The organism is Photobacterium swingsii (genome assembly GCF_024346715.1).
GTDB classification, from domain to species: Bacteria; Pseudomonadota; Gammaproteobacteria; order Enterobacterales; family Vibrionaceae; genus Photobacterium; species Photobacterium swingsii.
In genome coordinates, this window is sequence record NZ_AP024852.1 from 2703813 (window position 1) to 2721750 (window position 17938).

General features: G+C 45.1%; 19 protein-coding genes. 7 read left to right on the forward strand and 12 right to left on the reverse strand.

Annotated elements, in window-relative coordinates; all coding sequences use genetic code 11:
* Positions 1-62: 62 nt before the first annotated feature.
* Positions 63-467 carry a (deoxy)nucleoside triphosphate pyrophosphohydrolase gene (locus OCU77_RS12240; protein WP_048899126.1) on the reverse strand — a complete coding sequence of 135 codons (405 nt, stop codon included), beginning with the start codon at positions 465-467 and terminating at the stop codon, positions 63-65.
* Positions 468-473: 6 nt separating this feature from the next.
* Complete coding sequence (locus OCU77_RS12245; RefSeq protein ID WP_048899125.1) at positions 474-1118, reverse strand: YecA family protein; 645 nt, start codon at positions 1116-1118, stop codon at positions 474-476.
* A gap of 203 nt (positions 1119-1321) precedes the next feature.
* Between OCU77_RS12245 and OCU77_RS12250 the strand changes: the two genes are divergently transcribed.
* The gene (locus tag OCU77_RS12250; protein WP_048899124.1) at positions 1322-1990 is read left to right on the forward strand and encodes an NAD(P)H-binding protein; all 669 of its coding nucleotides are present in this window, start codon (positions 1322-1324) and stop codon (positions 1988-1990) included.
* A gap of 64 nt (positions 1991-2054) precedes the next feature.
* Positions 2055-3017, forward strand: coding sequence for a tRNA dihydrouridine(16) synthase DusC (gene dusC / locus OCU77_RS12255; protein ID WP_048899123.1), 963 nt, complete (start codon positions 2055-2057; stop codon positions 3015-3017).
* Here the strand turns inward: dusC and OCU77_RS12260 are convergent.
* Positions 3014-3193 carry a hypothetical protein gene (locus OCU77_RS12260; RefSeq protein ID WP_048899122.1) on the reverse strand — a complete coding sequence of 60 codons (180 nt, stop codon included), beginning with the start codon at positions 3191-3193 and terminating at the stop codon, positions 3014-3016. The genes dusC and OCU77_RS12260 overlap by 4 nt on opposite strands.
* A gap of 139 nt (positions 3194-3332) precedes the next feature.
* Positions 3333-3767 carry a YcgN family cysteine cluster protein gene (locus OCU77_RS12265; RefSeq protein ID WP_048899121.1) on the reverse strand — a complete coding sequence of 145 codons (435 nt, stop codon included), beginning with the start codon at positions 3765-3767 and terminating at the stop codon, positions 3333-3335.
* Positions 3768-4014: 247 nt separating this feature from the next.
* Between OCU77_RS12265 and OCU77_RS12270 the strand changes: the two genes are divergently transcribed.
* A complete protein-coding gene (locus OCU77_RS12270; protein WP_048899120.1) occupies positions 4015-4263 on the forward strand; it encodes a YkgJ family cysteine cluster protein in 249 nt (82 codons plus the stop codon).
* Positions 4264-4332: 69 nt separating this feature from the next.
* Here the strand turns inward: OCU77_RS12270 and OCU77_RS12275 are convergent, their stop codons facing one another.
* Both OCU77_RS12275 and OCU77_RS12280 read right to left on the reverse strand, forming a co-directional pair.
* Positions 4333-4578: a TIGR02647 family protein gene (locus OCU77_RS12275; protein WP_048899119.1), complete on the reverse strand. Its 246-nt coding sequence runs from the start codon at positions 4576-4578 to the stop codon at positions 4333-4335.
* Between the two features lie 183 nt (positions 4579-4761).
* Positions 4762-5637, reverse strand: coding sequence for a Tim44 domain-containing protein (locus OCU77_RS12280; RefSeq protein ID WP_048899118.1), 876 nt, complete (start codon positions 5635-5637; stop codon positions 4762-4764).
* Positions 5638-5850: 213 nt separating this feature from the next.
* Between OCU77_RS12280 and OCU77_RS12285 the strand changes: the two genes are divergently transcribed.
* From OCU77_RS12285 to OCU77_RS12295, 3 genes are all read left to right on the forward strand, one after another.
* Positions 5851-6249, forward strand: coding sequence for an NINE protein (locus OCU77_RS12285; RefSeq protein ID WP_048899174.1), 399 nt, complete (start codon positions 5851-5853; stop codon positions 6247-6249).
* A 231-nt stretch (positions 6250-6480) separates the two neighbouring features.
* A complete protein-coding gene (locus OCU77_RS12290; RefSeq protein ID WP_048899117.1) occupies positions 6481-7077 on the forward strand; it encodes a TetR/AcrR family transcriptional regulator in 597 nt (198 codons plus the stop codon).
* A gap of 12 nt (positions 7078-7089) precedes the next feature.
* Positions 7090-8970 carry an MFS transporter gene (locus OCU77_RS12295; RefSeq protein WP_107302903.1) on the forward strand — a complete coding sequence of 627 codons (1881 nt, stop codon included), beginning with the start codon at positions 7090-7092 and terminating at the stop codon, positions 8968-8970.
* A 70-nt stretch (positions 8971-9040) separates the two neighbouring features.
* Here the strand turns inward: OCU77_RS12295 and menE are convergent, their stop codons facing one another.
* The 6 genes from menE to OCU77_RS12325 are packed head-to-tail and all read right to left on the reverse strand — an operon-like array spanning position 9041 to position 16248.
* Positions 9041-10480, reverse strand: coding sequence for an o-succinylbenzoate--CoA ligase (gene menE / locus OCU77_RS12300; protein WP_048899116.1), 1440 nt, complete (start codon positions 10478-10480; stop codon positions 9041-9043).
* The gene (gene menC / locus OCU77_RS12305; RefSeq protein ID WP_048899115.1) at positions 10468-11448 is read right to left on the reverse strand and encodes an o-succinylbenzoate synthase; all 981 of its coding nucleotides are present in this window, start codon (positions 11446-11448) and stop codon (positions 10468-10470) included. Before menC ends, menE begins: the two co-directional genes overlap by 13 nt.
* An 11-nt stretch (positions 11449-11459) precedes the next feature.
* Positions 11460-12326: a 1,4-dihydroxy-2-naphthoyl-CoA synthase gene (gene menB / locus OCU77_RS12310; RefSeq protein ID WP_048899114.1), complete on the reverse strand. Its 867-nt coding sequence runs from the start codon at positions 12324-12326 to the stop codon at positions 11460-11462.
* A gap of 46 nt (positions 12327-12372) precedes the next feature.
* Positions 12373-13203: a 2-succinyl-6-hydroxy-2,4-cyclohexadiene-1-carboxylate synthase gene (menH, locus tag OCU77_RS12315; RefSeq protein WP_048899113.1), complete on the reverse strand. Its 831-nt coding sequence runs from the start codon at positions 13201-13203 to the stop codon at positions 12373-12375.
* Positions 13187-14929 (reverse strand): 2-succinyl-5-enolpyruvyl-6-hydroxy-3-cyclohexene-1-carboxylic-acid synthase, encoded by a 1743-nt coding sequence (gene menD / locus OCU77_RS12320; RefSeq protein WP_107302904.1) that lies wholly within the window; start codon positions 14927-14929, stop codon positions 13187-13189. The genes menH and menD overlap by 17 nt, the downstream gene beginning before the upstream one ends.
* The gene (locus tag OCU77_RS12325) at positions 14926-16248 is read right to left on the reverse strand and encodes an isochorismate synthase (RefSeq protein WP_048899112.1); all 1323 of its coding nucleotides are present in this window, start codon (positions 16246-16248) and stop codon (positions 14926-14928) included. The genes menD and OCU77_RS12325 overlap by 4 nt, the downstream gene beginning before the upstream one ends.
* A gap of 423 nt (positions 16249-16671) precedes the next feature.
* Between OCU77_RS12325 and OCU77_RS12330 the strand changes: the two genes are divergently transcribed.
* A complete protein-coding gene (locus OCU77_RS12330; protein WP_048899111.1) occupies positions 16672-17886 on the forward strand; it encodes a pyridoxal phosphate-dependent aminotransferase in 1215 nt (404 codons plus the stop codon).
* The last annotated feature ends 52 nt before the right edge of the window (positions 17887-17938 follow it).

Sequence of the window (17938 nt, forward strand, 5' to 3'; positions counted from 1 at the left end):
GATTCGCTATTAAAAAAGCAAAAAGGCGTTCATTACGAACGCCTTTTTAATCACTAAAGTCATCACCCTTTTGCAATCAAAGCATCAACAATCGGATAATCCGCAGGGCACAAGGTGTAATCTTTAATGTGCGACTTAGTGACCCATGCCATGGCTTGGTGACTATGTAATTCGCAGATGCCAGATTGCCAATGGCTAATATACCCCTTTAACTCGATGACTTTATCACCATAGTCAAACACGCTATCAGCCAACCACGCACCTGTTTGAGTTTCAATTGCTAGCTCTTCGACTAACTCTCGCTCAAGTGCTTGTTCTGGTGTTTCATTAGGCTCTACTTTGCCACCAGGAAACTCCCATAAACCACCTTGGCTGGCATTATCAAAACGTTGAGCTAGCAAATACAGCCCATCTTTTTCTATAACACCCGCAACCACGGTGATCCTTGGCTTCTCTTTGTAACTCATAACAAATTACTTACCGCAACACTGCTTAAATTTCTTACCACTTTCACACGGACACGGGTCGTTACGGCCAATGTTTTTATACGGGTTAACCGCAACGGCGCCCGCACCAATTTGCAGCTCATCAGCCGCCATAACCACTTCCGTAAGCATGATTTCAAGTTGCGGGTACAGAGAGGCAGGCGCAGGCATATTATCAATACCTGCCGCTTGCATTTGCGCCAGTGTTTCTTCTTCATTCATCACTAACATCAAGGTCGTGATTAAAGCTGACAGCATATTCATGGTACCGTCAGAGAGTGTTTGCTCAGCCCATGCGGGTTCAATGTGCGGCCACACAGACAAAAAACCTTCCGCAAAATGCATCATGCTCTCGCTGATGCCTTGCTCTGCCGTCCAACTCACTTCCGCAGGTAAGTCATACTCACCTGCTTTAATATGACGATATTGCAGCTCAAAATGATTCAAGACGGCTAATTTGTGCTCATCAGACAACTCAACATTGGATCCTTCCATGTTGTCTTCAAGTAACACTGGCAACCAAATTTCAGGCTCTAGTGGCTTTGGGTTTGCGTTCGCCGCTAATAACGCGCCTTCAATAAACGCTGCTGGCATACCTTCCCAATCATTAGGAAGTGTCATTAATGTCATCATGGATTGATCCAATTTATCAAATTGTTATTTGGCGAAGATTATACAGCACTCCCCCGTGGCTGCCAGTTACCTAGTGGCGAAACAACTTTTAAGATAGGTCAATAAAATCAAAGTTTTTTGTGTAAAAGTGTTGAAACTCAACACAATTAGAGGCGAAACTACCCTGTAGTCGTAACGATCATCAAGGGCAAGGGATACAGATAATGCAAGGAAATATGCACGCAGTCATTGCTGGCGCCAGTGGTTTAGTGGGTGATGAATTGCTCCATCAACTCCTCGCCCATGATGATATTGCAACCGTTTACTCTATTGCTCGTCGAGAACTGCCTTTTCGAAGCAAAAAGTTAAAACAAATTATTCATCCTGAGTTACGAGTCACCGAATGGAATGAAGCCGATCCGACACCGCAACTCGGCTTTATTTGCTTAGGGACAACCCGCAAACAAGCAGGTTCTAATTCCGCATTAAAAGCCGTTGACTACCAACTTGTTAAAGACGTTGCTGCAACCATGAAAATGCTAGGTGTTAGCCGTATCATCGTTGTTTCCAGCTTATTCGCTCACCCATTCTCCCCCTCCCATTACTTGCGCTGTAAAGGGAAAATGGAACAAGCCATTAATAGCATGGGATTTGAGCACTGCACTTTTGTTCGTCCTGGGCCACTAAAGGGAGAGCGATCTAAACCGCGTAAAGACGAAACGATTACTCAAGGTCTACTGGAGACCTTACACCCTTTACTCATCGGTCCTTTCGCTAACCTAACCCCTATACCGGCCGATCGCGTTGCGAAAATAATGCTAAGTCACGCCCTGCATCCATCAGAGGATAAATCTGCATCGACTGTGATTGCAGGAAAAGATTTGTTCGCTTAGATGACATCACTCGCATTCCACACTACAATCACGCTCCTTCAATAGGTGGGATAAAAGAACAGTCATGCGAGTAATATTAGGGCCGATGGAAGGCGTCTTGGATCATTTGATGCGCGAGATGCTAACCGATATCAACGATTATGATCTCTGCGTGACAGAGTTTGTCCGCATTGTTGACCAGTTACTCCCCAAAAGTGTTTTCCACCGCTTATGTCCAGAGCTACAACAAGGTGGCAAAACGAAAGCTGGTACACCTGTTCGTGTTCAACTGCTCGGCCAAGACCCTCACTGGATGGCAGAAAACGCCTATAGAGCCCACCAGTTAGGTTCTGCTGGCGTGGATATTAACTTCGGTTGTCCTGCTAAGTCAGTGAATAAGAGCCGTGGCGGTGCTGTATTACTGAAAGATCCTGAGCAAATATATCAAATCGTTAAATCTGTGCGCGATGCCGTTCACCCAACTAAACCCGTAACGGCCAAAGTTCGCTTAGGCTGGGATGACCCAACCCATTGTTTTGAGATTGCCGATGCAGTACAACAAGCTGGCGCAGATGAGATTGCGATCCATGCTCGTACCAAAGTTGATGGTTATAAAGCTGACACCATTAAATGGGACTACCTTGGCCAGCTGCGTCAACGTTTACGGATGCCCATTATTGCTAATGGTGAAGTATGGAATTATCAAGATGGTCAGCGCTGTATGGCAACAACGCAAACGGATGCATTAATGGTATGCCGTGGCGCACTGAATCTACCTAACCTCTGCAATGTAGTAAAGCACAACGACAGACATATGACATGGACAGAGGTTCTAACTCTGCTACTTAAATATTCTGAATATGAAATAAAAGGCGATAAAGGGCTCTACTACCCAAATCGTGTGAAGCAGTGGTTTGCCTACCTACGCCACGAATACCCACAAGCCAAAGCGCTGTTTGTTGATATTCGTAGCCACAAGAAAGCTGCGCCGATTATTGAAGTATTACAGCGAGCACAAGATAGCGAGCAGCTTAAGCAACCAAACTAATCGTCTAACCAATCAATATGATGTGCATCTTGGTGTGATTTTGCTTGATGCAAAGAAGCTTGTTCACAATTGTAGCGATAGCTGTAATCGTCCCACAAGATATGATCTAGGCTCTCAGTTCCAGGAGAGCTTAAACTTTGCGGGCGACATTCAGTTCTTGTTTCAGTCTCGTTCATAATCATACCTGCCTGTAATGAAGATGACGTTGCTTATATTATTTATAGACCAAAATTGGTTATATAAATATCACGCCAACACGCAGATCAAAAAAACCAGCATTAAGCTGGTTTTTTAGTATGCTCAAGAAGGCTGAGACTATCGATTTGGGTGATTCAGAATGTGGTCCTCCCAATCAATCACGTCAATCTCATACACAACCTGACCACGTACAGATTCATTCGCTTTGTGCATGGCATCTTTAGAGCCAGTAAGTAATGGGTGCCATTCAGGTAAGTCCTTACCTTCTGCCAACATACGGTAAGCACAGGTTTCAGGTAGCCAAACGAATTCGTCAATGCGATCACGAGTTAACTTCAAGCATTCTTCACCGGACTCAAAACGGTTTGGGTAGTCTTTACATGAGCAGGTTTTATCGTCGAGCAAGCTACAAGCAACGTTGGTGTAATAAATCTCATCGGTATCATCATCAATAAGCTTATGTAAACAGCATTTCCCGCAGCCGTCGCACAGCGATTCCCACTCTTCGTCTGTCATTTCGCGTAAATCTTTTTGCTGCCAAAACTGCGTCATACTCACCACCTTTATCTTGTTACTCCTCACTCGATCAAGCAAAGAAGGCGGTGTTATAACGAGCCAAAGCACAAAGTGCAAGCATTAGCCACCAGCAAGATAATAATTAGCCATGTAATAATAATCACTCTTATCTATATGCTAACTTTACGGCTTTTTTTGACCGTTTATAGCAAGAGTGATAACGTTCGCGTCCACTTTGAGCATAGTGCTCATACGAACCACATGTAAGAGTATAGGAAGCGTTATGGAATGTCGTTTAGGTTGTGGAGCATGTTGTATTGCCCCGAGCATTTCATCCCCAATTCCGGGCATGCCAAATGGTAAACCGGCAGGGACTCGGTGTGTCCAACTGAATGAAGAGAATTTGTGTAAGCTCTTTGGGAAACCAGAACGCCCTAAAGTGTGTCATCACTTTAAAGCGTGTCCTGATCTTTGTGGTAAAACAAACCAGCAAGCATTGGATAATATTACTGAGTTAGAAAGCTTAACCTAAGTTTACGTCGTCAACTCAAGCTAACCTTATTACTCTGGGTAATACTGCTTACCTGATCTGTCGCTGCCGCTAAGGTGTCACTTTTCCCGTTAAAATGCGTAATGCTGATTTAGCATGTTCTACAGCCTGATGGCCAGAGAACGTTAAGTAGCCACCATCTTCTTGGGTTACTAGACCTTTCGCGTAAAGACGCTTCGCTGCATCAACGAGCTCTGGCGCTGCATCTGTACGGACTTTTATCCCTTCTAAATCACTGTGCATTGGGAATTTAACTAATAGGTTTAGTTCAGCGACAAGTTCATTGTTGTATGGCATAGGTACCTCATTCTCTATTTTTAGTGCTGCATTAATACTAGCGGCTAGCCATAATAAAAATAGGTGATGAGATCATATCTCTGCCACTCTATATCGCGAATAAAGCGACATAGTTCAAAGATCGCAAAATGAAAAAAACCGCTCTAAAAGAGCGGTCTTAATATTGAATGTTTTTTCAGCAGTTTATGCTTGAATACCCACAATCAACCATGGAGCATTTGGGGTGACTAAATCACGCTCTAAATGCCATACATCAGTAATATCTTCTTCAACCCCTTCATGACTGTCTTTATAACGGCCAGAGAATTGAATACTTAGCTGCGCCATATTTGCGTCGTAATCAGCACGTACTAGCTCTGCATCAACATACATCACCTCAGTATGTTGTTCACCTTCTAGCTTCGCACGCTCGCCTGAAAGGTCCGCAAATAATGCTGGTGAAACATACTCACGAATTTTTTCCAACTCGTTGTGATTCCACGCACCTTGAATTACGCGGTAGTGATCACGTGAACCACTTAAAAACGCATTCATATTGAAGTTTGGCGGTAAATTGAATGGGACATCGCTATCTGTTGATGCATAACCATGATTAGGTTGTGCACTTGATGCGTTGTTCGCTTGTGCTGCTTGACGTTGCTGAGTTTTTGGCTGCTGTGGGGAGTTCCCGGCATAAGCCTCTCTGTGGCCCATTGGCGTCGATTTAGTACCACGCATTGTTTTGAATAGCTTGAAAATAACAAACGCAATCAATCCAATGATAAGGATATCCATAAACTGGATACCATCAAAAGCACCACCGAAGAATGCCGCCAATAAGCCACCAGCAAGCAAACCACCCAATAAACCACCCATTAAGCCTTTTTTACTAGACTGAGCAGCTGGATTCGCATTTTGTTTACCAATCGAATCCGTTTGTTGTGGCTGTTGTTTTTTCGCTGGTGCTGTTTTAAAGCTCTTACCGAAAGATTTACCGCCACCAAATTTCTTTGCATCTGCATGAGGTGCAACAAATGTTACCGCCACGATCAGAGCAAATAGCGTGAAAAAGCGTTTCATCAAAAATACCTTTGCCAAAATAAGCTCCCAGCATCGTAGCGGTAAGCGTTAGAATGTCAATCACACAGGTATCTCAAAATGTTACCATTTGGTTTATTTCCCTTATTTCAACACTTTTTAAGCAATTTAGACTTTCTTCACTTTCACGGTAATGCTAATACTTAACGTATAAGGGTCGTCATAATGAACGACCACATACTTGGTGAACACAAGATGCAAGATACACATAGCAAAGTTATTGGTTACCTTTTATGGATATTTGGTTTTACGGGCGCACACCGCTTCTACTACGGTAAACCTGTAACAGGTACGATTTGGTTCTTAACCCTTGGACTTTTCGGCATTGGCTGGTTAATTGACTTATTTTTGATCCCATCAATGGATCGCGAAGCAGATATGCGCTTTCAAGCCGGTGAAGTGGACTACAATGTTGCTTGGTTATTGCTAACATTCCTCGGCTTTTTAGGTGTGCACCGTATGTACATGGGCAAATGGCTCACCGGTATTTTATACCTATGTACCTTTGGTTTTTTCCTTATTGGGATTTTGGTCGATTTTTGGACGTTGAACGATCAAGTATCGATTGAAAACAGTCAGAAAAATCGCGCGTAAGCGTCATTAATTTGACAGGCTAAATAATCCGCCAGCCTAGAGTGAGAGAGGCTTCACAACATGTTTTGTAATGAAAAATGGAGCCTCAATTCATCTTGACCCAAGGTGTATGGAAGGATTAAAATATCGAACATCGTTCTATATTGTACAGCTATGGTTCAGTTTTCTAGGTGAGGGTTTACCAATGAAATGTAGCTGAGTGAAATTTTTATATTCGAAAGAGACAACTTAATGGCAAGAAGAAATGACCATACTCGTGAAGAGTTGGTAAGCATGACACTGGAGCAAGTGAAGCTATTTTTAAGTGAGCACCCGCATCACGAGCTTAGCCTTCGCAAAGTTGCCGCCATGATTGGTTATGTACCAAGCACGTTGGTCAATGTTTTTGGTAACTACAACCTTTTGCTACTTCACTCTGTTGCCCAAACTCTTGATGAATTATTCGCTGAAGCTGCTGTTGAAATGGATAGCGCAACCTCATCAGAAGATGCACTGCGTAAACTTGCATACTGCTATTTAAATTTTGCGTCTAAAAACCCATACCGTTGGCAGCTTATTTTCCAGCACACCATGAATGGTGAGCAACTTCCTGACTGGCAATCTGATCGTATCAATAATATGACAGGTATGCTTGAGAAGCTGATCCGCGACATTAACCCGAACAACAGCGATGATTCGATTCTAGAAGCAAGTCGTGTGATTTGGGCGGGTGTACACGGTATTACTTTACTGTCAGTTGACGACAAACTATTTACCTCAACACCTGTTGATGGCAAAGCGCTGATCGATAACTTACTCAATACTTATTTAGCTGCTTGGCAACAATAAGTGGAGTAAAAGATGAGTAACAAGCCTCAGTCGCGGCTATTAACAAAACAACGTTTTTTACCGTACTTTCTGACTCAGGCGCTAGGGGCATTCAACGATAACGTTTATAAAAACGTGTTATTGATTTTGATTGCCTTTTCAGCACCTGGCGCACTTCCTTTTAGTTCAGACTTAGCAATTAACCTTGCTGCGGGTCTGTTCATTTTGCCGTTTTTCTTATTTTCAGCGACAGCAGGTGTGTTAGCCGATAAATATGATAAAGCGCTGATCATGCGAGTCGTCAAGTTCGCGGAAATTGTCATCATGTCTTTAGCAGCCGTCGCTTTCTTATTCGAAAGTTACTTACTGTTATTGGTACTGTTATTCCTAATGGGCACACAGTCGACATTTTTCGGTCCGGCAAAATACGCTTTACTGCCGCAACACCTAAAGAAAGAAGAACTCGTCTCAGGCAATGCCTTAGTAGAGACAGGGACTTTCGTTGCTATCTTACTGGGTACCTTACTGGCCGGCATTATAGCTAACCAAGACCAAGCACCGCTTATTGCAGCAATCAGCGTGGTCAGTTTTGCTGTTATGGGTTATCTGACATCGCGTTGGATCCCAGAAGCAAAGCCAAGCACACCCGATATCCCTTTCAAATGGCAACCATTTCGCCAAACACGGCATACACTGATACTGGCTCGTAAAGACAAGACCATCTTTCAATGTGTGATTGGTATTAGTTGGTTCTGGTTCTTAGGCGCGTGTTATTTAACGCAGTTTCCTAACTTCGCCAAGCAATACCTGGGAGGAAATGCCGCATCAGTATCTTTTTTGCTGGCGCTGTTTTCAATTGGTATCGCTGTTGGTTCACTGCTGTGTGACCGATTATCTAATCACAGAATTGAGCCCGGTATCGTACCGCTTGGTAGTTTAGGCATCACGATTTTCACCGCTGATCTCATGTTTGCCACGCCAGATACAATTACGGCAGCAGATTCATTCCTCGCATTTGTCACGAACCCTGAATTACTTCGAGTATTCATTTCGTTAACTATGCTTGGTGTGTCAGGTGGTATTTTTATCGTACCTTTATATGCCATGATGCAGCACCGAGCCAAAGCCGAAGAGCGCGCCCAAATCATTGCTGCAAATAATATCTGGAATGCCTTATTCATGGTCATGAGTGCAATCACTGCGATTATTTGCCTCTCGATACTGGGTATGGGGATCCCTCAGTTCTTCTTCATGCTAGCTATGATGAACTTAGTGGCTGTTTGCTATATTTATTGCCAAGTACCTGATTTCTTTTGGCGTTTTATGGTGTGGCTCGTTACCCACACTATGTATCGCGTAAAGCACAAGAACTTGCTGAATATACCTGAAACCGGTGGTGCTTTGATTGTATGTAATCACGTTACTTACATGGATGCACTCATACTAGCAGGCGCAACCCCCCGTCCGATTCGCTTCTTAATGGATCGTGATATTTACAGCCTACCGCTAGTAAAACGATTCTGTGATGCCTGCAATGTGATCCCCATTGATGCACAAGACCGCCGCTCAGTAGCAAAAGCACTCAATCAAGTGAGCGAGCGCTTAAACCGTGGCGATGTGGTTTGTATCTTCCCTGAAGGGCAACTCACTTACGATGGTGAAATGGGTGCCTTCCAGCGTGGTATTGATATTGTCCTAAAACGCACAAACCCTACCGTCAAAGTTATTCCCATTGCGCTACAAGGCTTATGGGGTAGTTACTTCAGCCGTGAAGGCGGTAGAGCTATTTTGAAAATACCTAAACGTTTTTGGTCAAGAGTCACTGTTATTGCTGGGGAGCCAATGCTCACTAGCGACGTTAATAGCGAGATACTCCACAATTACGTCTCACAACTACGTGACAATAAGGGCTAGCTGACAGCTCTTGTTACTTCAGTGACAGATATATACGCACAAAAAAGGCGCTATTGATAGCGCCTTTTCTTTATGCCTTATCTTGTTGAGCGAGCCATTGCATCAGCTGAATACGTGACACTTTGATCCCTCTGCCACTCAGGTGATGAGGAAAACTTAAGTAACTCACAGGCCTTTTAAAGCTTGTTACTTGCTCTGCCATAAACTGCTCAAATTCACTCACTAAACCGGCATCTAAAGGTAAAGCTGTGGTGACAATAGCAACAGGACGTTGGCCATATTCCTTGTCTGCTTGTGGTAATACAAACGCCTGTTGGATTTTAGGGTGCGTCAATAGCACCTTCTCAATCGCTTCTGGCTGTATATTTTCGCCACCCGAGATAAACATATTATCAGCACGACCAAGAATAAAGAGTTCATCATCTTGCCACTCACCCAAATCTCGGGTACTAAACCACTCACCTTCTGTGGCTGGAAAGATCATTTGGTTGCGGTAGTAGCCTAAGCATAAGCTTGCACCTCGCACAAAAACCTCCCCCTCTTTCACCATCAACTCACGATGTGGGATCACTTGGCCAACGCCGCTGCTGCTATCCGCTCGCTTAACCGTAACGGTCGACGCCATTTCCGTCATGCCATAACCGCACCAACACGCAATACCGGCTTGTTCAGCCTGCTCTGTTAATGCAGGCGGGATCACTGCCCCACCCAGCAACACCTCTTTCAACTGACGATCATTGTTATCTACGGTGTTATTCGGGAAATCCAGCAAACGCTGTAGTTGAGTGGGTACTAATGATGCATGAGTAACACGCTGAAGCTCTTTCGAAAAATCAGACGATTTAGGGATCGTAATACCCGCACCACTGTGCAGCCACCGCCACACAATCGCCATGCCTGATACATGAAATAGCGGCAGTGATAATAGCCATGAATCACTCGCTGCAAAATTCATTAGGCTTAGTAAACCATCAGCACTCGCAAGGTGTTGCTCTGCGGTATGCACAACCGCTTTAGGCAAGCCAGTTGACCCTGATGTTAGGGTATAGGTCACCGCGCGTGAGGGCTGCCAAGTAACAGGAACAAGCCGTGGCTGAATTGCTGGCAGTAACCGTAAGATTTGACTCGCTTTCGCACAAGCATGTTCTTGCAATGACGGTAAGAAAGTCGACTTAGGCGGTAGCCAAATGGCTTGGGGCTGTAACTCGCCAAGGATCGCATTGAGCTCAACATCTGAAAACCTTGGATTTAACCCCACATAGCGTGCGCCAATACGCATCGTTGCTAAAAATAGCCAGACTAATTGCACCGAGTTAGGCGCAATCGCCGCCACTAATTGATCACGCTTGATACCTTGCTCAATTAAACCTTGAGCATATTCTTCAATACGCTCAGACACTTCGTGCCAGCTAAAGCTTTGTTCCCCAAACGACAAAGCGGCCGCTGACGGCCGCTCTGTTGCCCAATGTTGCCAGGGCCATGTGGAGAAGTGTGTTGTTACTTCTGCCATACCACCTCAAGTTCTGAGAGCGGCGTCACCGGTAAATCACAATCCGGCCAAGCCTGCTCCAACTGTGCTTTAAATAATTGCATCGTATCAAGCCCAGGGATCACTGCGGGGGTTTGCCACTGTGACAAACGCGCGAGCTGATTTAAGCCTAAGCTCGACTCCATGCTTGAACTAATAATTGCCGTTAAACCGACGGCATGTGCTTGTTCCACCAACGAGATACAACGCGCAACAGAGCCAACCAAGGTCGGTTTGATCACTATAGCGACCACGCCATCTTCAGCTTTCACTTCAAAGCCTTCATCACGTACGGTTTCATCCCACGCAATGCTAATGCCCGTTTCTTTCGCAAAAGCTAAACTGTCTGCGGGATTCATACAAGGCTCTTCTAAGAAAGCGATCCCAGCACGATGTTCAGGCTTAACGTATTTCGCAAATTGCTGTGCTTTAATTGGTGTCCACTGACGGTTTGCATCTAAACGCAATTTAACGTCAGGAATCGCTTCAATGAACATGTTAGCCACAATACCATCGCGTACAGCTTCATACATGCCCACTTTAATTTTAGCGACTTTTTCACCCGGCATTTGATTAAGTTGTTCAACCAAATCATCTGGGTCACCAGAACATAACGGTGCAACTAAATAATTACCTTCCGCAGGTAAACCACCAGCTAGCTCAAGTTCAGCCATACTCAGGCCAAACGCGACAGATGGGTAGGCATCGCTCAGGTCAAACGGTGCATTTTCATTGGTAGCCCAAGCTTCAAGTAACTGCTGAGCTTGCTCACCCGCTTGCTCAGCCGTTTCATGACTAAATTCAGGTAATGGGGCAATCTCACCGAAAGCCACTTTATCGCCGTCACGCAGCTCAACGACCCAACCTTCACGCGTCACTAAACGCTGTGAGCGTAAGATCACGCCCGAATCCATCGGCAGGGCGTAACGATACAGTTTTACACTTCGCATATCGGCTAGCCTTATGGGTTACGCTTAAACTTGCTGAAGTCAGGACGACGCTTCTCATTGAATGAGTTACGACCTTCTTGGCCTTCTTCTGTCATGTAGAACATCATGGTTGCGTTACCCGCCAGCTCTTGAAGACCCGCTTGGCCATCACAGTCTGCGTTTAACGCAGATTTCAAGCAACGCAGTGCCATTGGGCTGTGTTGCAGTGTTTCACGACACCAACGAACCGTTTCACGCTCAAGTTCAGCATAAGGAACAACATGGTTTACTAGGCCCATATCCAATGCTTCTTGTGCATCGTAGAAACGGCATAAGAACCAAATTTCGCGTGCTTTTTTCTGGCCAACGATACGAGCCATGTAAGACGCACCCCAGCCACCATCAAATGAACCGACTTTAGGACCCGTTTGACCAAACTGTGCGTTATCAGCCGCAATGGTTAAGTCACACATCATATGTAAAACATGACCACCACCGACAGCGTAACCCGCTACAGCAGCAATCACTGGCTTAGGACAAGTACGGATTTGACGTTGGAAATCCAGTACGTTTAGGTGATGAGTACCTTCATTATCACGGTAACCGCCGTAGTCACCACGGATCTTCTGATCACCGCCAGAACAGAACGCATCTTCACCCTGACCAGTCAGGACAATCACACCCACATTTTCGTCGTAACGTGCGTTTGCTAACGCATCAATCATTTCTTTAACCGTCTGAGGACGAAATGCATTACGAACTTGTGGACGGTTAATGGTGATTTTTGCAATACCATCCGCTGATTTTTCAAAAAGAATATCTTCGTAGCCTTCAGAGCAATCAGCCCATTCAACCGGTGCGTACAATTCTTCTTCTGTCAGACCTACAGTTCTAGCCATGATGTTTTCCTAATCTTTTTTAACTGCGTTATGAGAGCAATTGCACTCAACAACGTTTAACAAACTCTTCGACACACACACTAAACGCTTGAGGTTGTTCAATATGTGCATTATGCCCCGCACCCACAACGGCAATATTGTCTATTGCTGATGCTTGTGCCAAGCCTTTAAATTTTTCATCGTGCTCACCGTAAATATAACAGTGAGGTACCGTGAGTTTTTGTAACTCTGGCAGTAATTCTGGCTGCTTGGATAATGACGTTGCCATCATCATTGCTGCTACCGCACTGCCAAGGTTATCACTGCGTTTTGTGATCAAACCTTGTCTTTGGTCATGATCCAGTGATGAAAATACCGCTTGCTGATACCAATCGGTTAAAACCTGATGCATCGGCTCATGGGCAAAACGATGCGCCCATTTTTCATCATTTGCAAATCTTGTAGCACGTTCTGTCTGCGGTAACCCAAAATGACCACCTTCAATCACCAAGCCTTTGAGTTTTGGTTGATTGTTAACCGCTGTTTCCGCGCTATTGGTGGCAACATTTTGTGCACCTATCCAAGCCGAAACACCATGATACATGGCTAAACGGGCCCCCAATGAATAGCCGACCAACACATAATCCGTCACCCCACGATGAAGTAAGGTATCTGTAATTGCCGCATTCGCCTGTTCAAAATCAGTTACCGTCACACACTGACTCTGGCCGTGTCCTGGGAGATCAATGGCTAAACAAGTATAATACGGTGATAAGTAGTCAATCACCAATCGCCAATCTTGTCCGCTTCCCAGTAGTCCATGTAGGAAAACCAAGGTTGGCTTACTCTGTAACAGATCGAGGTCACTTGGATAATAACTCTCAGAGTAAAGCAGCATTTTTCACCTCAGCAAAAAGTGCCTTTAAGGTTTCGCCCGCTTCACCAGCAGGGGTTTTCACTTCAATAAGAGTTGCACCTGCATGCGCTAAACCTAGACGAACGGCATCTTCTGCTTGTGACAAGCTTTGCGGACACGCATAACCTAAGCCAAACATGGCTGCTGCATGTTGAAAATCAAGCCCATGTGGCATGCGATAAAAATCATCACGCTGGACATTCGGTACTGGCAGCAAATCAAAAATCCCGCCGCCATCATTATTGGTCACTAACACCACAATCGGGGTTGAAGCTTCTCGTAATAAGGCTAATGAATTAAGGTCGTAGAGCAAAGAGGTATCACCAAGTAATACCACTAACGGCGCTTGTCGTGCTCGTTGTACACCTGCAGCTGTAGCAATCAAACCATCAATGCCCGATGCACCACGATTGGCAAACGTAACCGCCGTCGGCAAGCTGCCACACATATCAAGTAAACGCACAATAAGGCTGTTACCCAAAAACCACTCAGTGTCCGCAGGTACCCAGATAGGTAGGCGATCTGCAATACTTAATTCACAAAGTTGTTCAGTATGCGATTGCAATAATTGACGGTATCGCATGCTGGCACCTTCTAGTGCCTTTGCCCAGCCTTGGTGGCTTGGCTCTACAGAGAATTGTTCACAAGTCGCTAAGGCTTGCTCTGACCAATCTTTAACATTGGCTTGAATACGCATACCACGACGATGAGATGCATCTAAACGCCCTATCGACGGGTCAATCAACCAATAATGCGACCAGTCAGTCGCAGCAATAAATTGGCCAAGACGTTTAGAAACAATGCGTGCGCCAAACTGCAATAGCGTATCGGCTTGCGAGAGGTGTTGCTGACAGTCTGCATTTTGCAGCCAGACGTCAAAGCCTTGATACGCTGTCGTGCCACCACTTTGAGGATCGGCTAACAAGGGCCACCCCAGATACTGCGCTAAGGCTTCAACGGCAGCAAACTCATGAGGCGCTAACTTACCCGCAATGATCACGCCACGCTCTTGCGTAATAGCCGGCCATAGCCCTAGGTCTAGGCGTGGCTGAGCCGCAGATGATACCGATTGAAATGCTAAATAAGGGGCAGTATCAGCTTGCCATTGTGAAACAGGCGCAAGGTAGCCATCAAAGGCGTACTCCTCGCCGTACAAAGGTTCTGGGTAATGACAATTAAAATGTACAGCACCACCGAGTAGCCTTTGCTGATGCATGGCTTCATCCATAGTGGTGAGCAGCCATGCAGCAGGCACATCAAGACTTGGAGTGGGGATATCATGATAAGCGGTTACATGGGAAGAGAAGATCCCGGCTTGAACAATCGCTTGGTTTGCGCCACAGGCAATTAACTCTGTAGGACGATCTGAAGTCAATAACACCAGCTTTTCACCGATTAAGCCAGCTTCGGCAACCGCAGGCAATAAGTTTGCCACTGCGGTACCTGATGTCACAATCACCGCAACAGGTGAATCACTGGCTTTCGCCAATCCCAATGCTAAAAAACCTAAACCACGTTCATCAAAATGCGTATGAAGAGTCAGGTTAGGATGATTAGCCGCCGCTAGGGTGAGTGGTGTTGAACGAGAGCCAGGAGCAATACAGACATCTCGAACCCCAAGGCGACTCAACTCTTCAAGCATTAACCCCGCCCAGCACTGGTTCAGTGCCGCACGATAAGCAGTTGAAGGCATTAAAAACTGTGTCATGCCGACTGACGCTCCATTTCTGTTTCATTACTATTAAGTAAGCTACACAGTGTCGACGTTTTACGATCCAGTTCTTTCCATTCACTGTCTGCCGTCGAGCCAGGAACTATACCGGCACCAGCAAACAAATGAATTTCTTCACCCATGATAAGCGCACTGCGGATCGCCACACAAAATTCACTGCGCTGACGACTTAAAAAGCCAACAGCACCACTATACCAACCACGAGCAAAAGGCTCATGCGTCGAAATGAAATCCAGCGCTTTATCACGCGGTAGCCCCGCAATTGCCGCTGTCGGTTGTAAGTTATCTAATAAATCAGCGTTATATACCTGATCATTGAGCTGCCCACCAATGCGGCGCTTTAAGTGCTGCACTTTGCGGAGACGAACCAACTCAGGGATCTTAGCGACATCAAGATCATGGCAACAGGTATTTAGGCGGCTAACGATATCATCAACCACTAAACGGTTTTCATAGCGGTTTTTACTGTCATCCAGTAACCACTGTGCTAAACGCCCATCTTCCGCTTCATTTGCACCACGGCCTATTGTTCCCGCCAAGGCTTCAGTCTTTATGTCATGGTGATGACGCATAAATAAACGCTCAGGGGTCGAGCCAATAAAGCAATGCTTAGCATCAAGAGCCATCATGAAATGGAAGCTATTAGTATTACTGCTTCGGCTCGCTTTCAACAGCTGTGCGGGCGACACTGGTGCATCTAATTTAAGTGTGGTTCGGCGAGCCAATACGACTTTTTCAAACACTTTTTGCGAAATTGCATCAAGCGCTTGCCCTATCATGTTTGACCAACCAGAAAAGTCTGGCGCATGCGTACGGCCAATCACATTAGAGCGAATCTGGCTGATCGGTGATGTCGTTGCGGTTAATTTATTCAGCGCGGTGATCAGCTGCTCTCGAATACTCGATGCTTCAGACAGATTTACCGCTAAGTGCCAGCCATCATCCATACGGATCACTTCACACTGGGGCAAAAAGAAAAATGAAGATAAGCAACGACGATTACGATCAGTACGACCGTCAAAGGAACGTCCTCCCCATACACGCTGCTCGTCAGCTAAGACTTTCTCAGCAGCTAAGGGATCGGTAAATGTCTTGATTTGACCTAAGGCCACCACTTCTTCACGGCTATCTCGCGATTGCCAATAAAATTTCGGAAAAAGAGGCTGGGCGTCCATCCAGTCAATAAGATCTGTGTTTGCTGGCAAATTCATCTTTACCATCAAACGTTGAGTTGATTTTGAAGCGTGTTGAATCTTTTGAATTAATTGCTCAACAGCAGTTTGTAACGCGGTCAAGGTAACCTCACTCAGCTCTCTAGCACCTTACGGCTCATCCCTGGCTGATTGTTAGTGCGCCTATCACTGGACACAAATTCTACCTTCGCCATACCCATTATTCATGCAAACACCAAAAGCATTCGTAGATTGAATCGGTATAACCATAAATTGAATAGGTCATTCTATCGTACTAATCCCAATCTGACTAATAAAGTCATTACTCAACATGAGTTTTCATATCTGGTCATAAACCGTCATTCCTAGCATGCCGAGGCACTCAGCGTTGAAATCGTACAAAAAGGCCAGTTGATATCACTGGCTAAAACAGAATTTAATAACAGAAAAAACTATTTTGCCTGATTATTTTCTGCAAGGTATTTATTTCAATCCATTTTATCGTGTAATTTATCGAAATATCGTCATTATTCTCAGGAAAGTAAAATGCAGAACATCGGGATGTCCTCTAAGCTCAACAATGTATGTTATGACATTCGTGGGCCCGTTCTTAAGCATGCCAAACGCATGGAAGAAGAAGGGCAGAAAATTCTTAAACTCAACATTGGGAATCCCGCCCCATTTGGTTTTGACGCCCCTGATGAAATTCTAGTCGATGTGATCCGTAACCTGCCGACTTCTCAAGGTTACTGTGATTCAAAAGGTATTTACCCCGCGCGTAAAGCGGTTGTACAACACTACCAAAAACGCGGTCTGCTTGATTTAGATGTTGAAGATGTTTACATCGGCAACGGTGTGTCTGAGCTTATCGTAATGGCGATGCAAGCCTTATTGAACAATCAAGATGAAATCTTAGTGCCTTCGCCAGATTACCCACTCTGGACTGCAGCGGTATCGCTATCAGGAGGTAATCCTGTCCATTACATCTGTGATGAACAATCTGACTGGTACCCCGACCTCGACGACATTAAAAAGAAGATCACCCCCAACACCCGCGGTATTGTATTAATTAACCCGAATAACCCAACGGGTGCGGTATACAGTCGTGACTTTTTACTTGAAGTGGTAGAGATTGCCCGTAAACATAAGCTGATCATTTTTGCTGACGAAATCTACGACAAAATTCTTTATGATGGCGCACAGCACACTTCCATTGCCCCACTGGCAGAGGATGTTTTCTGTATCACCTTTAACGGCTTATCAAAGTCTTACCGTGTATGTGGTTTCCGTGCGGGTTGGATGGTGTTGTCTGGCCCTAAAAATATTGCGAAAGGCTATATCGAAGGCTTAGAGATGCTGGCATCTATGCGTTTGTGTGCCAACGTTCCGATGCAGCATGCTATTCAAACAGCACTTGGTGGTTATCAAAGTATCAATGAGCTTATCTTGCCAGGTGGCCGATTATTGGAGCAGCGTAATAAAGCTTACGAGCTCATTACACAAATTCCAGGCGTTAGCTGCGTGAAGCCCAAAGGCGCTCTGTACCTATTCCCTAAATTGGATCAGAAAAAATTCAATATTGTTGATGACCAACGCATGGCATTAGACTTCTTACAACAAGAAAAAGTCTTACTGGTTCATGGCACAGGTTTTAACTGGAAACAGCCCGATCACTTTCGTATTGTGACACTGCCACGCGTCGATGATCTTGAAGTCGCCATTGGACGTTTAGAGCGCTTCTTGCATAACTACCGCCAGTAAGCGCCAGGTTAACAACCAGCTAGCTATCACAACACAGTTTTAAGCCTCTGCC